Genomic DNA, 14,525 nt, shown 5'->3' with positions numbered 1-14,525 from the left:
GCGACATCTCTTCCGCCATTTTTCAAAGCCTCAAGGTCAGTTCGAGCCGCCGAGTACCTTGATGGCCTCGCTCAACGAGCTTTCGCTGTCGCGCATCAAAGAGCTGATGCTCTCGAAGGCGCGGTTCACCTGGATGAGTTGCGTCATCTCGCCTATGCCGTTGACATTGGAGTTCTCCAGATAGCCCTGCAGGACGGAGACTTCCGGATTGTCGACGACGGGTTGCGGTTCGTCGACGGTGGTCACGCCGCTATTGTCGTGGCGGATGAAACCCTTGCTGATATCGGCCGTGAAAAGGCCCAGAGATGCGACTTGGCGATCGTCCTGGAGGATCTTGCCGTCGGCGCCGACGACCGGCGTGCCGCCGCCACGGTTGAGCTGGATCGGGGCGCCGCCCGCGTCGAGCACCGGGTAACCGCGAACCGAGACGAGTTCGCCGGTATCCTTGATGGTAAAACGGCCGTCGCGGGTGAGAACCTGGCCTTCCGGCGTCTCGAGGGCGAACCATGCGTCACCCTTGATTGCGAAGTCGAGCGTATTGCCGGTGTTGGCCAGCTCGCCCGTCTTGGTCGACAGGTAGTCGTTACCCTGGTTGACGAAGGCGATCTTGGCGTTGATGTCGTTCTGCGTCTTGCTCAACACCTCGTCGAACTTGACCTCGGTGGAGCGAAAGCCAACCGTGTTGAGGTTGGCCATGTTGTCGGCGATGGTCGTCAGGCGACGTTCCAGAGCGATTTGGGACGAGAGGGATACGTATAGTCCGGATTGCACTCAACTGCCTCCGAGTTTCAGGGAATTGATGGAAATGAGCAGGTCCGCGGAAATGCCGTGGCCGGACGAAGCCCCGAACACCGCGAGCGGGTCGTAGGTCTCCGAAGGATTGTCCAGCTCCCACATCGCGGTGAAGCGCTCGAGGAATTTTCCGGTCTTCTCCGGATCCTGGAAGTCCTCGATGTTGAGGGCCTTTTCCAGGTATGCCGCCTGGCCATCGATGTCCGAGGCGGCGAAACCTTCCGGCAGTCCGAGCGTGGTGCGAACGACTTCGGCGAGCGCGTCGTCGGCGAGGATGTCCATGGCGGAACTGATCTTGGAGGCGCTGCGCTCGAAATAGAGCGCCAGCCGGACGCCGGTATTGTCGTTGCCTGCATCCTGTTCGAGCGTTTGGCGCATGAAGAGGTCGACGACGCCCTGGCGGGCTGCCTCGGACGACGTCGCCGCCTCGCCTTCTGCTGCGAAGTTGAACGTCTTCGCAAGATCGGCGTAACGGTTGTCGCTGAGCTGATTGGCAAAGGCATCCTCGCTCGCGACGCCTTCGGTCAGAACCTTGCGGATGAGCGCCTTGGCGTAGCCCATGTCCTCGAGGCCGTGCGCCTTCAGCGCGTAATTATAAAGACGGGTGTCCGCCATGAAATCATCGACCGACTTCACGTTGCCGATGTTCGCCAGATAGTATTCGGTCTCGCGCGCAACGTCCGGAGCTTCGGCGACGCGCTCGATCGATTTGTCAATGTTCTGCGTAATCAGCTTGTAGCTCGTATAGGTCGTCGTCACGGTCGTTGCGCCTTTCGATATGGACAATCGGAAAATGCGTCCGTTATCGCTCTTCTTGGGGCAAAAGGCTTGCGCGAAGCTGTCTGTAGGTTCACAAACCGTGAAGGCTCGGGGTTCAGCCTCACGCAAGGAAGCGCCCGTATCGCTTAGTCTGAAAAGCAACGTTCAGATGCGGGCACGAAATGAATATCATTATTGGATTTGTCATAACCGTCGGCTGTGTCCTCGGTGGCTTCATGGCCATGGGCGGCCATGTCGACGTTCTCGTGCAGCCCTTCGAGCTGATGATCATCGGCGGTGCCGGCGTCGGCGGCTTCATCATGGCCAACCCGATGAAGGTAGTTAAGGACTCCGGCAAGGCGCTGGGTGAGGCCTTCAAGCACGCCGTCCCGAAGGAGCGCGCCTATCTCGACGTTCTCGGCGTTCTCTATTCGCTGATGCGCGATCTCAGGACCAAGTCGCGCAACGAGATCGAAGCCCACATCGACAACCCGGACGAATCCACGATCTTCCAGGCCGCACCGACGGTGCTGAAGAACAAGGAACTTACCGCGTTCATCTGCGACTATGTGCGCCTCATCATCATCGGCAACGCCCGCAGCCATGAGATAGAGGCCCTGATGGACGAGGAAATCAACACCATCCTCTACGACAAGATGAAGCCGTATCACGCGATTACCGCGATGGGCGACAGCTTCCCGGCCATCGGTATCGTCGCGGCCGTTCTCGGGGTTATCAAGGCGATGAGCAAGATCAACGAATCGCCGGAAGTGCTCGGCGGTCTGATCGGTGCCGCACTCGTCGGCACCATGCTCGGCATCTTCCTGTCCTACTGCCTCTGCAACCCCCTGATCTCGCAGATCAAGGTGGTCCGCACGAAGCAGCATCGACTCTACATCATCGTGAAGCAGACGCTGCTTGCCTACATGAACGGCTCCGTTCCGCAGGTGGCTCTCGAATACGGCCGCAAGACGATCTCCGCCTATGAGCGGCCTTCGATCGACGCGGTCGAGCAGGAAATGATGAATCCCGGCGGCGGTGGCGACAGCAAGGCGGCATGACGATGACGGAACCCAAAACGAAAACCCCGGCGATCGATCCGGCGCTGCTTGCGCGGCTCACCGGGGCGCTTGGCGACCGAGCGACGCTCGAAAAGCTCTGCTCGGAGTTCGGCGATCTCTACACCGAATTCCTGCCGGACATCTTTCACAGCGAAACCGGTCTCACCATGGAAGTGAGCTATGCGGGCCACGATACCGGGCTGATGAACGACCTGATCGCCGATCTCGGCGACAACGTCGTTCTCGCCGACACCCAGCTGCGCAACTGGTGCCCGCGCTTTGCCCTTGCCTGCGGCAACAGCTTCGTCATCACCCTGATGGAAAACCTGCTCGGCGCCCTTCCCGAGACGATCGAGGAGCCGATTCATCGGCCGCTCTCACGCATCGAACTCGACCTGGCGGCGATGATCTTCGACAAGATCGGCAACGTACTGCGTTCCGGCGTAAACGCCGCCGGCGGCTTCGAGCCGCTGATCGAACGTCCGCACAACGCCGAAGACAGGCCGAAGCCCGAACCGGATCACGTCGACGAATTCGCCGCGACGATCAAGCTCAAGATCGAGCTCGGCAACGTGGCTTCCGAATTCTACCTGGTCGTGCCGCAGAAGGCGCTTCTGAAGACCACGGTCACCGTGCCGAAGTCGAAGAGCCAGATGTCGCGGAACAAGAAGGAATGGGCCGAGCAGATCGCCGAGCAGGTTCGCCGCTCGCAGATCACCCTCGAGGCGAAGATCCGTCTTCAGACCTTGACGCTCAACACCATCTCGCGCCTCGCCGCCGGCGACGTCATCGCCTTTCGCGACAAGGGCGATGTGATGGTCAATGTCAGCGCCAACGGGAAGGACATGTATCGCTGCGAATTCGGCCGCGCCGGCGACCACTACACGGTTCGGGTGAAGGACAACATCAGCAGCGAAGATGAAATTCTAAAACATTTGATGGGGTAGGCCCCCTCAACCGAGCCATTCACGGCAAGGCAGGTTGAGGCAAGTTTCAACGGGAATAATCAAATCCATGGCTACGAAGAAGACACCCATTATCGAAGACGACGCGCTGGCGATGCCCGGCAGCGGCACCGATTTCGACCAGGCGATCGACGATCTGCGTGGCGTGCTGAAGAATGATGCCGAAGGCACGCTGCCGGATCTCGGATCGGACTTCGGTGGCGGCCTCGGCGACGACTTCGCCATGCCCAGCGCCGGCTCGGATGCCCTTTCGTCCTTCGAAAGCGATTTCGGCGGCGGCGCGATCGGCGGCCCGACCACCGACTTTGGTTCGGACAGCTTCGGCGGTTCGAGCTTCGGCGACACCTCGTTCGGATCGAGCAGCGCGTCGGCCAGCCCGGAACCGGGCAGCGCGCTGACCGCCAATCTCGACCTGATCATGGACATTCCGATCGACGTTCAGATCGTGCTCGGCTCCAGCCGCATGCAGGTCTCCGGCTTGATGAATCTTGAGGAAGGCGCCATCATCGCGCTCGACAAGAAGATCGGCGAACCGGTTGAAATCATGGTGAACGGCCGACGCATCGCGCGCGGCGAGATTACCGTACTGGAGAATGACGACACGCGCTTCGGCGTAAAGCTGATCGAAGTAATGGGTAGCAAGATGTCCTGACCCCACCCCAGGGCCAGAGAGGAAAGACCATGATGGACTTTGACGATTTCGGCGGCCCGATGACGGGCAAGCCGCTTTCCCAGGCAGACAAGGCGGCCGCCGTCCTGCTTGCCATGGGAAAGGGCGTGGCCGGAAAGCTGCTGAAATACTTTACCCAGGCTGAGCTGCAGACGATCATCGCATCGGCTCAGACGCTCAGGACCATTCCGCCGGATGAACTCCTTCAGCTCGTCAATGAATTCGAGGACCTGTTCACCGAAGGTGCGGGCCTCATGGACAATGCCAAGGCCATCGAAAGCATCCTCGAAGAGGGGCTGACCCCGGAAGAAGTCGACGGCCTGCTCGGCCGTCGCACCGCCTTCCAGGCCTATGAGTCGTCGATCTGGGACCGCCTGCAGGACGCAGATCCGGATTTCATCGCCAAATTCCTGATGCGCGAGCATCCGCAGACCGTCGCCTACATCCTTTCCATGCTGCCGTCGTCCTTCGGCGCCAAGGTGCTGCTGAAGCTGCCGGAAAGCCGTCGGGCCGACATCATGAACCGTACCGTCAACCTGAAGGGCGTCAGCCCCAAGGCGGCGCAGATCATCGAGAACCGGGTCCACGACCTGATTGCCGAGATCGAGGCCGAACGCAACTCGACGGGTTCGGCGAAGGTGGCGGAACTGATGAACGAGCTGGAAAAGCCGGAAGTCGATACCCTGCTCAACTCGCTCGAGTCGATCAGCAAGGACGCCGTCAACAAGGTCCGTCCGAAGATCTTCCTGTTCGAGGACCTGCTCGCCATGCCGCAGCGCAGCCGTGTCATGCTGCTCAACGACATCTCCGGCGATATCCTCACCATGGCGCTGCGTGGCGCCAGCGCCGAGATCAAGGAATGCGTGCTCTCGGCCATCAGCCCGCGCGCACGCCGCATGATCGAATCGGATCTCTCGACGGGCACGACCGGCATCAACCCGCGCGAAATCGCGATCGCCCGTCGCGCCGTCGCACAGGAAGCGATCCGTCTCGCCAATGCCGGCCAGATCCAGCTCAAGGAAGCCGAAGGCGACCAGCAGGCCGCCTGAGCCCGCTCCGCTGTTGAAAACCCGCTCTCTGCCGCGCCCGCCGATTGAATGACAATCGGCGGGCGTCTAGCGTTTTTGGCACAGATGACGGGTGCCATACCGAATGAACGGACGGCGCCCGAACCGGGATCCGGGCGAAGCCTACGGAGTGCAGGACGGCAAAGGCGGTGCCTTGCCGTGCATTCCTGACCAAAGGGGAAGAAGGCGTGTCCGACGATCAGGACAAGGACAGCAAAACAGAAGACCCGACAGAGAAAAAACTTCGCGACGCGGCGGAGAAAGGCAACACGCCGTCATCACGCGAAGTCCCGATCTTTGCTTCCGCCCTGGCCTTCTACTTCTATCTGGTCTTCTTCCTGCCGTCCGGCATGGCGCGACTTGGCGAGACCTTGCGCGACCTTTTCGAGCAGCCAGACCAATGGAAAATCGCCACCGCGACCGACGTGATCTCGCTCTTCACCCATCTCGGCTGGGAGGCGAGCGCCCTTCTGCTTCCGGCGGTGGCGCTGTTCATGCTGTTCGGCGTCGGCTCGAATGTCATTCAACACATGCCGGGCTTCGTGCTTGAGCGAATCAAGCCGCAGGCTTCGCGCATTTCTTTGGTGAAGGGCTGGGAGCGCCTTTTCAGCCTTCCGGGCCTCGTCGAGTTCGGCAAGTCGGTGTTCAAGATCGTCATCGTCTCGATCATCATGGTCTTCGCGCTGAAATCCGAATATTTCGGCACGCTCGACGCGATGTTCTCCGATCCGCAGGTCATCTTCGTCAAGTTCGCGGCGATCCTGAAGAAGATCATGATCGTAATCCTGATGGCGACCGCCGTGCTCGCCGTCATCGACTTCTTCTGGACGCGGCACCACTGGTACACCCAGCTGCGCATGACGAAGCAGGAAATCAAGGACGAATACAAGCAGGCGCAGGGCGACCCGATCGTGAAATCGCGCCAGCGCTCGATCGCGCGCGACCGCGCCCGCCGTCGCATGATCAACAACGTACCGCGAGCAACCCTGGTGATCACCAACCCGACTCACTACGCGGTTGCACTGCGGTACGTCCGCGAGGAGAACGAGGCACCGGTCGTCGTCGCAAAAGGACAAGACCTTGTCGCCCTCAAGATACGAGAGATCGCCCGAGAGAACGATATCCCCATTTTCGAGGATCCGCCGCTTGCACGCTCCATGTTTGCGCAAGTCTCGGTGGATAGTGTCATCCCGTCGGTATTTTACAAAGCCGTCGCGGAACTCGTGCATCGGGTCTACGCGGCAAAGACAAAGAAGAGACGGGTACGCTAGCTGCGATGAAGAAATGCCCCTACACCACTCAGCGTGAACGCATCGTGGCCGAGGCGATCAGCCCGGTCGCCAGCGAATTGCGGTTGCTCGATGCGGCAGACCTGATCTCCCTGTTGCGGTTCGAGCTCTACGGCAACATCTCCGACCTGGTTTCATCGGCGGCGGAGCTCTATTTCCATCCGGGCACCGTCAACTTCGGCGCCGGTGGCGAATACCGCCTCGAATGGGGTGGCCCGCCGGAGGTCATCCTCGACCTCGAAATCAAACCGAAGGGCATCACGATCTATGCGCAGCTTTCGCTGGCGCGCGACCATGCAGGTCTCGAGATCAATCACATTGCCTTCCAGAATTCATCCGGCGACCCCGACGAGAACACGCGCATTCTGGAACGGCGCCTGCGCGAAGCGCGCTTCGTGAAATCGAACTCTGACGCGCTCTATTCCTGACAGAAACGGATTGTTTCAGGTGATGTAGCCGAGGCGAATAGCCTTGGCGATCGCCTGAATTCGATTCACGGAATCAAGCTTGATGGTCGCCGAGCCGAGATAGGCGTTGACGGTGTGCACCGAGAGCTTCAGCCTTTCAGCGATCTCCTCGCTGATCCGACCGTCACCGGCAAGTTGCAGACAAGCGATTTCGCGATCGCTCAGCGTCTCCGACGGCATCGAGCGTCGCTCCTCGAGCGACAGGATATCCATCATGACCGAGCAGCAACGGCCGTGCACGTCGAGGATCACCTCGCCGGGCAAGTCCACGGCACCCGTCGTCGCGAAGACAATGTAACCGTTGCCGACCGCCCCGAGCCGAACCGGGAAGGCCACACCCGAGTAGTCCAGCACCCGCGATTCCAGCTGCACCACGAACGGCACGAAATCGGAGGCCTCGGCGAAGCTGGCACTATCCTCGGCACTCCAGAGAACCGGCAGGAGCGAGGACTCGATGTGATTGATCAGGGTCTCGCCATAGGCTGCTATGAAGGGTTCACATCCCGTGCCCAGTGCGGCCGCCCAGTTTTCATATTCCGCGACGAGACGGCGCTTCGACGGCATTCCACCGCCGGCGACCTTCAGGACCGCAAAGCTGCGCGCATTGAGTGCGCGCTGAAGGGACACGAGCTTCGGGAAGATATCCGAACGGGACGTCACCTTGCGAGCGGAAGACGGTCTGCTTTCCTCCCGCGTGGTATCGAACGGCCCTTCCGTAGACGCCATGCCCCTTTTCCCTTTCCCTAGACGAGGTTGTTGCGGACCGCGTAGGCGATCGCTTCCGAGCGTGTCTTGGTCGCAGTCTTGCGCATGACGCTGGTGATGTAATTATTGATCGTGTTGCGCGAAATGCCGAGAATGGTGGCGATCTCGTCGCTGGTCTTGCCTTCCGCTATCCAGAAGAGGCATTCAAGCTCACGCTCCGTGAGGTCGAATTCGCGATCGCTCTTCTGTGCCGTACCGGTCGAGAGGCTGACACAGTAGCCCGTCAGCAAAGCAACTTCTCGCAACCTTTCCGGCGACAACACGAAATTCTCGTCAAATAGCAGCATCAACGACAGGCGTGTCCGGCCGACACTCACCGTGAGCGAACAGTATTGCCGACCAATACCGGCCGGGACAGACGCGTCGTCCGGCAGAAGATCGAATTTTGGCTGCAGCACCGAAAGACATTTTTCCAGCTCGGTGGAGCGGGAATAGGTCGCGGCAATTTCGCTCTCCAGACGCCGAACCAGATCGAAAGGCCAATTGGAGGAAACGACGAAATCCAGGCCGTGTTCCTGAACCAGGTCATAGCGCGCGAGCAGGTAGTGGGACGCCCCGACATATTCGCCGAGTATCGCGAGACTGGCACTCATATGTCCCGCCTGCGACACTGTCGCCAGGCGGCGAATAAGCTGGTCCCTCGAAGAAAGCCGTTCGGAGGCGTCGGCCGCCACAAGGGGCGCCCTCCGGCTTCCGGCTTTGTCCTCGGATAGCTCCGCATCCATTTAATTGCCCCCTTGAGGACATGCGCGTCGATGGCCCCGACCGCATCGATATCCGGATTTTCCGCCGCCCGAATATCGCCCCGTTTTGTTCCCACCGCTAACGAATCACAGTCACTCCCGAAGATAAAGAGCCAAAGATCACAGTTGCGGGTCATCACCTTCCGCTACGGAAGAATTCCCCAACATTCGAATCAAGGCGGGTCCACGGGGGCTTTGTGAGCGAATTCTCACATTCTAGACCCACCCCGCGGGCGCGTACACCCGTAACGTTCGTTGTAGTTCCTTCGTGGGACAGAAAAACCGCGCCGGAAACCGGCGCGGTCCATATTCTGCCTTGGCTTTCTGTCCTGCTCAGGCGGCCTTGTCGACGGCCCACTTGCGCAGGATCTTGGCGGCGCGCTCTTCCGAAATCTCCACCATGCGCGAGAGGCGGCGTTCCGGGCCTTCCTTGACGCGGCGGTTGAAGCCGCCATTGGCATCGTCGTCCATGGTGAGCAGGTCGTCGGTGCTGTCGAAGCCGAAGTCCGATCCGAAGCCGTCCATGAGCGCGCCTCCGGTCGAGGCGCCTAGGGCGGGAGAGAAGTCCGGCAGCTCGAGGCCGGCGCCTTCTTCGACACCGCCGGCGATCGCTGCGGACCCGCCGCCTGCAGCGCGGACCATCGGACGGATGCCCATCCAGACGATCAGGAATGCCACGGCAACGAAGGCGAGCGAGTTGATGATGCCACCGAGGTTGCGGCTGAACGTTTCCATGATGCCAGGGCCGGCTGCCGCTTCTTCGAGAAGCTGGTTTTCCAGGAAGTCCATGGCAGTCAGCGTGACCATGTCGCCACGAGCGGTGTCGAGACCGGCTGCGGTGGAGACGATCTTCTGCATCTCGGCAAGATAGGCGTCGATCTTGGCCTGATCGACCGGTTCGCCAACCATCTTGGCGATACGACCCTTGTTGACGACCACAGCGACCGAGACCTTCTCGACGGTGTAGCTGTTCTTGACCGTGGCTACCGTCTTGCTGTTGATCTCGTAGTTGGTCTGCTCTTCCTTCTTGTCCTGCTCGTCGGACGATTCCGGTCCCGGGGTGGCGCCCTGAACGTCACCCTGCGGGATGTTCTGTTCGACGGTGGCGGCCGAGTCGGACTGCTTGCTCTGGGACTTCTGGTTTTCCTTGGTCACACGAACCGAACGTTCGACACGTGATTCGGGATCGTAGGTCGTCTCCTGGATCTGTTGGGTATCGGTATTGAGCTGGGCCGTGACCGACGAACGGAAGTTGTCCATGCCAAGGAAGGGCGCCAGCGCCTTGTCGATGTTCTGTTCGATTTCCTGCTGGACAGACTGGACGACGCCGAGCGAACGGGTCGCGGCACCACCGGTTTCGTCGCCTGAAGCGAGAAGCTGGCCGGTCGAATCAAGAATCGTCACGTCCTCGACATCGAGGCCCGGGACGGACGATGCGACCAGATGACGGATGGAGGCGGCGGCCTTGCGACCCGTCTCGGTCGATGCGCGGACCATGACGGATGCGGTGGGCTTCTGCTCGCCACGACGGAAGTTGCCGACGTCGGGCATGACGATGTGAACGCGGGCGGCCGCGATGCCGCTGATCTGCTGGATGGTGCGTGCGACTTCACCTTCCAGAGCGCGGACCCGGGTCACCTCCTGCATGAACGAGGTCAAGCCAAGCGAACCAACGTTGTCGAAGAGCTCATAGCCGGCATTGGCGCTGTTCGGCAGGCCGCGCTCGGCGAGGAGCAGACGGGCCTTGCCGGTCATGCCGACAGGCACCTTCACGCTCTTGCCATCGGTGCCCACTTCGAAGTCGATACCGGCTTCGGCAAGGGCGATGCTGACCTGATTGAGATCGGTTGTTTCGAGACCTACGTAAAGGGTTTCGTAGGCTGGCTTGTTGACAAAAATCGCAGCGGCGATGATGAGCGCGAAGGAAACGACGGTGATGCCACCAATGGCCAGCAATCGCGTCTGGCCTAGTGACGCCATGTTCTTAAAGAACTGAAGTAATTGATTTAACAGATTCATTCTGTCTCGCACCATCAACAACAAGGGTTTTCGGGCATTTGCCCTTGGCGCGACAATAGAAATCGAAACTTGTGCGAACGTTTCGTAGCTGGAGAAATGCCGATGTCATTTCGGCACGTCGTCCCAGACATAAGCCCTGATCAGCGGGCTTGCGGAAGGGAAATCAGAAGAAGTCGAAGTCGCCGGCCGCCTTGCTCAGCGGCTGGGAATGGCCGTGACGCAGGCCAGCACCGAGCGCCTTCTGCATTTCGGCAAGCTTGACCAGGCTCAATGCCGTGGTCATGTCTACAACCCAGTCGGACGGGATGGAGCCCGTGATGGTGTCGATGAATTCGGCCAGGCCACGCGTCTTCTGCACGGCAAGGTCGATGCCCTGCAATACCTTCAGGCTGTCGGGATGCTCGAGAACGCTGTTGCCACCCAGTTCCAAGAGCTGCGGCTCGATGCGTTCGATCAGGTAGGCGACGTCGTGCAACTCGGTCACGATGCGCATCATGATCTCCGGCAGTGCCTCTTCCGCGACAGCCTTGTCTGCTTCGATTTCTTTTAGCATCCGGTTTCCAATACTTAGAAAAATTCGATTGAGCTTTCCACGGGCTTCGACACGGGAGCCGGACGCTGCTCGAGCGCGACGGTCTTCTGCGTTTCCGCCCCTGTCAGGGGATATTGCCTTGCCCGACCGCTGACCGGCCAGAATTCCAGTTTGCGGCCATGCTCTCCGCCCGTGGACGAGCCGACCACTTTAATGCCTTCGTCTCGCAGGAACTGCATGGCGAAGGCGGCATTCTGTTCGCCGACGTTCGAGAACGTTGCGATCGTCTTCGCTCCGCCGAAGACCTTTGCCTCGAGGCGGTCTCGGCGGGCCCCCTGCTTCAAGAGTCCGTTGATCAGGAGTTCCATCAGATGAACCCCATAGCGGGTAGCGTCGCCGCCCCCCGAACCCGGATTGGCAGAACCCGGCAGGAGGAAGTGATTCATCCCCCCGACGCCCGCAACCGGATCACGCAGACAGGCAGCTACGCACGAACCAAGGATGGTCGACAGAACGACATTCGGGTCATTGATGACCTTGTACTCACCTTGAATAATATGGACGCGCCTAGCTGCACTGTCGTCGATCATTTCAACGCTCCGAATACCGCTTCGATGGCGGCCTTCATCTTTTCGATGGTGAAGGGCTTGGCGAGAACGTTGTTCGCCCCGAGCTGGGCGGCCTTCTGCACCAGCGCGCGGTCGCCCTGCGCGGTCAGAATGATGAAGGCGGCCTTCTTGGTGTTGGGGTTGGTGCGCACGTGCTGCAGGAAGACCAGCCCGTCCATCTTCGGCATGTTGAAGTCGGAGATGACCAGATGATGCGGCTGCTCGGTCATGATCTTCATACCCTGCTCACCATCGCCGGCGGCGGTGATCTGCTTGAAGCCGAGCTGGGTCAAGGCATCACTCAGGAGCAGACGGCTCGTGACCTGATCGTCCACGATCAGAACTTTGATTTTTTCGGCTAGAGACATTTAATCGATACCTTCTTTTCGGGCGGCAGTAAGTTTGAGGATTTCCTCCCCAATGGAACCAAGCGGCAGTTGCTGCTCGACGGCGCCTAGTTCATGGGCGACGCGGGGCATCCCATAGACAACGCAGGTCTTCTCGTTCTGACCGATCGTGCGCGCACCAGCGTGGCGCATCTTCAGCAGTCCGGAAGCCCCATCGCGGCCCATGCCGGTCAGGATGACCCCCACAGCATTGCGTCCCGCCAATTCCGCAACCGAATCGAACAGCACATCCACCGAAGGACGGTGCCCGTTGACCGGCGGTCGTTCGACCAGCCGGCAGCTCGGAGCGGAGGCATTGACCACCTGCAAATGGCGGTCGCCGCCCGGGGCGAGATAGATCTTGCCGATCTCAAGTCTGGCTCCATCGGTCGCTTCTTCCACGACCGGGGCGCAGAGACGATTAAGCCTTTCTGCGAAACTTTTCGTAAACGTCGGCGGCATGTGCTGCGTAATCACCGTGGGAGGGCAATTTCGCGGGAATTTTTGCAGAACTGTGATTAACGCTTCCACGCCACCGGTCGACGACCCGATGGCGACGATCTTGCGACCGACGCGGAAATCCGTGGCCGGGGTCGGCGCCGGCGGTGCAGCAGCGGTCGCACCGTTGTTGAAACGATGCATCGAACGGGCGGCGGCCTTGACCTTATCGGCGAGGTCACCGAAGGGCCGGGCGTCACCGGGAATCGGCTTGCCGACGCAGTCGAACGCGCCGATCTCAAGCGCCGCCAAGGTCGCTTCCGCGCCGCGATGGGTCATGGTCGACACCATGATGACCGGCATGGGCCTGAGCTTCATGATCTTGTCGAGAAATTCGAGGCCGTTCATGTTCGGCATCTCGATGTCGAGCGTGACGACATCGGGATTGAGCTGCTTGATGGCGGCGCGGGCCTCCATCGCATCGCCGGCCTGGCCGACGACGCTGACTTCGGGATCGGCATTCAACACAGCCGTGATCAGGCCGCGCATGGTCGGGCTGTCATCGACGACGAGAACGCGTGCAGGCGCCGGCATTATTTGCGCCCTCCCTGCTTGCCCAGGTAGCGGTAGGTGGTGATGCCGATATTGTCGAAGTCGTTCTTCGAGTCGCCCGACACGCGTTCGGAATGACCGATGTAGAGATGACCGCCTACCGGAAGAAGATCGGCAAAACGGGTCCAGATGCGCATCTGGGTCGGCTCGTCGAAATAGATGACGACGTTACGGCAGAAGATGACGTCGAACTTGCCCTTGAACGGCCACTGGGCCATCAGGTTGAGCTCGTTGTAGGTGATGAGACGCTTCAGGCGATCGTCCACCTGGAACTTGCGACGTCCGCCGATTTCCGTTTCCTTGAACCACTGCTTGCGCATCGCCGGCGACACGGTTTCGAGTGCCTGTTCGTCATAGGCGCCCTGGCGGGCGATCGCGAGGATCTTCGGATCGATATCGGTGGCGAGGATCTTGAAGTCGTAGTCCAGCACGTTCGGGAAGGCCTGGAACACGGTCAGCGCGATCGAATAGGGTTCCTGACCGTCCGAGCTCGCAGCGGACCAGATACGGACGCGGCCACCCGACTTGGCACGGGCGATCAGACCCGGCAGGACCTCGTCGCGCAGGTGCTCGAAGTGATGGTTCTCGCGGAAGAAACGGGTGAAGTTCGTCGTCAGGTGCGACAGCATCTCACGACGCTCGGGTGCGCCCTCGGGCGACGAGACGAGCTGGCAATAGGCGCGAAAGCCCGAAAGGCCGAGATTGCGGATATGCTTCGACAGGCGCGAATAGACGAGCGAAGCCTTCGATTCGTTCAGGGAGATACCGGCGTCCGAGTAGATCATCGCCGCAATCTCGTTGAGGTCGCGGCGGGTCAACGGATATTCGCCGCTGGCCAGGACCTCGTCATCCGAGTGGCGGGAAGATGTATTGAGGGCAACCGTCATGCGGCCTCGCTTTCGGATTCAGGGAACAGGGCACCGAGTTCGACGAGGCAGATCATCCGCTTGTCGATCGCGAGAATCCCGCGTGCATACTGCTTTTCGAGGTCGGAGGAGATCTCCGGCACCGGCTGGATGTTTTCTTCGGTGACAGTCAGGATGTCGGATACGGCTTCGACCAGCAGGCCGACGACCTTTGTCTTGACCTGAGCCACAATGATGACATGGCGGGCGGTCGGCTCGGCCGGCTTCATGCCGAGCCGGACCGAGAGATCGATGATCGGCAGAACCGCGCCGCGCAAATTGATCACGCCGATGACGTAGGATGGCGAATGCGGAAGCGGGGTCGCGGGTGTCCATCCCCGGATCTCGCGAACCGACATGATGTTCACGCAGAACTCCTGATCGCCAATGCGAAAGGCGATGAGTTCGCGTCCTCCCTCGACCAGGTTTTTCACCGCATACGACATG

The 14,525-nt window shown here is 60.3% G+C and carries 17 protein-coding genes; 6 read left to right on the top strand and 11 right to left on the bottom strand.

The features are described 5' to 3' along the window. Positions 1 to 36 precede the first annotated feature (36 nt). Positions 37 to 771: a flagellar basal-body rod protein FlgF gene (gene flgF / locus ACX93L_RS09720; protein ID WP_169590806.1), complete on the bottom strand. Its 735-nt coding sequence runs from the start codon at positions 769 to 771 to the stop codon at positions 37 to 39. Further along, positions 772 to 1,551, bottom strand: coding sequence for a DUF1217 domain-containing protein (locus tag ACX93L_RS09715; RefSeq protein WP_459404660.1), 780 nt, complete (start codon positions 1,549 to 1,551; stop codon positions 772 to 774). It abuts the gene before it with no gap. Positions 1,552 to 1,733: 182 nt separating this feature from the next. Between ACX93L_RS09715 and motA the strand changes: the two genes are divergently transcribed. From motA to ACX93L_RS09685, 6 genes are all read left to right on the top strand, one after another. Further along, positions 1,734 to 2,612 carry a flagellar motor stator protein MotA gene (gene motA / locus ACX93L_RS09710; protein ID WP_169590808.1) on the top strand — a complete coding sequence of 293 codons (879 nt, stop codon included), beginning with the start codon at positions 1,734 to 1,736 and terminating at the stop codon, positions 2,610 to 2,612. Continuing rightward, positions 2,609 to 3,559 carry a FliM/FliN family flagellar motor switch protein gene (locus tag ACX93L_RS09705; protein WP_459404659.1) on the top strand — a complete coding sequence of 317 codons (951 nt, stop codon included), beginning with the start codon at positions 2,609 to 2,611 and terminating at the stop codon, positions 3,557 to 3,559. Before motA ends, ACX93L_RS09705 begins: the two co-directional genes overlap by 4 nt. Positions 3,560 to 3,626: 67 nt before the next feature. After that, positions 3,627 to 4,229, top strand: a complete 603-nt coding sequence (gene fliN, locus ACX93L_RS09700; protein WP_459404658.1) for a flagellar motor switch protein FliN — start codon at positions 3,627 to 3,629, stop codon at positions 4,227 to 4,229. 29 nt (positions 4,230 to 4,258) lie between these two features. Continuing rightward, entirely contained in the window at positions 4,259 to 5,296 is a 1,038-nt protein-coding gene (fliG, locus tag ACX93L_RS09695; protein WP_169590814.1) for a flagellar motor switch protein FliG, read from the top strand. 206 nt (positions 5,297 to 5,502) lie between these two features. Continuing rightward, positions 5,503 to 6,585, top strand: a complete 1,083-nt coding sequence (gene flhB, locus ACX93L_RS09690; RefSeq protein WP_459404657.1) for a flagellar biosynthesis protein FlhB — start codon at positions 5,503 to 5,505, stop codon at positions 6,583 to 6,585. 5 nt (positions 6,586 to 6,590) lie between these two features. Continuing rightward, complete coding sequence (locus ACX93L_RS09685; protein ID WP_459404656.1) at positions 6,591 to 7,031, top strand: hypothetical protein; 441 nt, start codon at positions 6,591 to 6,593, stop codon at positions 7,029 to 7,031. A 15-nt stretch (positions 7,032 to 7,046) separates the two neighbouring features. On the opposite strand, the gene visR is transcribed toward ACX93L_RS09685, so the two are convergent. From visR to ACX93L_RS09640, 9 genes are all read right to left on the bottom strand, one after another. Continuing rightward, the gene (gene visR, locus ACX93L_RS09680; protein WP_459404655.1) at positions 7,047 to 7,796 is read right to left on the bottom strand and encodes a transcriptional regulator VisR; all 750 of its coding nucleotides are present in this window, start codon (positions 7,794 to 7,796) and stop codon (positions 7,047 to 7,049) included. 17 nt (positions 7,797 to 7,813) lie between these two features. Further along, complete coding sequence (visN, locus tag ACX93L_RS09675; RefSeq protein ID WP_459404654.1) at positions 7,814 to 8,560, bottom strand: transcriptional regulator VisN; 747 nt, start codon at positions 8,558 to 8,560, stop codon at positions 7,814 to 7,816. 351 nt (positions 8,561 to 8,911) lie between these two features. Further along, complete coding sequence (gene fliF, locus ACX93L_RS09670) at positions 8,912 to 10,597, bottom strand: flagellar basal-body MS-ring/collar protein FliF (RefSeq protein ID WP_169590824.1); 1,686 nt, start codon at positions 10,595 to 10,597, stop codon at positions 8,912 to 8,914. A gap of 163 nt (positions 10,598 to 10,760) precedes the next feature. Beyond that, on the bottom strand, positions 10,761 to 11,150 hold the full coding sequence (cheT, locus tag ACX93L_RS09665) for a chemotaxis protein CheT (protein WP_459404653.1): 390 nt from the start codon (positions 11,148 to 11,150) through the stop codon (positions 10,761 to 10,763). Between the two features lie 14 nt (positions 11,151 to 11,164). After that, positions 11,165 to 11,719 (bottom strand): chemoreceptor glutamine deamidase CheD, encoded by a 555-nt coding sequence (gene cheD, locus ACX93L_RS09660; protein ID WP_169590828.1) that lies wholly within the window; start codon positions 11,717 to 11,719, stop codon positions 11,165 to 11,167. Beyond that, positions 11,716 to 12,105, bottom strand: a complete 390-nt coding sequence (locus ACX93L_RS09655; protein WP_169590830.1) for a response regulator — start codon at positions 12,103 to 12,105, stop codon at positions 11,716 to 11,718. Before ACX93L_RS09655 ends, cheD begins: the two co-directional genes overlap by 4 nt. Further along, positions 12,106 to 13,155: a protein-glutamate O-methylesterase CheB gene (gene cheB, locus ACX93L_RS09650; protein ID WP_459404652.1), complete on the bottom strand. Its 1,050-nt coding sequence runs from the start codon at positions 13,153 to 13,155 to the stop codon at positions 12,106 to 12,108. Next, a complete protein-coding gene (gene cheR, locus ACX93L_RS09645; RefSeq protein ID WP_459404651.1) occupies positions 13,155 to 14,060 on the bottom strand; it encodes a protein-glutamate O-methyltransferase CheR in 906 nt (301 codons plus the stop codon). The genes cheB and cheR overlap by 1 nt, the downstream gene beginning before the upstream one ends. Then, complete coding sequence (locus ACX93L_RS09640) at positions 14,057 to 14,524, bottom strand: chemotaxis protein CheW (protein WP_169590837.1); 468 nt, start codon at positions 14,522 to 14,524, stop codon at positions 14,057 to 14,059. Before ACX93L_RS09640 ends, cheR begins: the two co-directional genes overlap by 4 nt. Position 14,525 lies beyond the last annotated feature (1 nt).

It is taken from the genome of Rhizobium sp. CAU 1783, from assembly GCF_054551725.1.
This window is presented reverse-complemented; position numbering and strand designations above follow the sequence as displayed.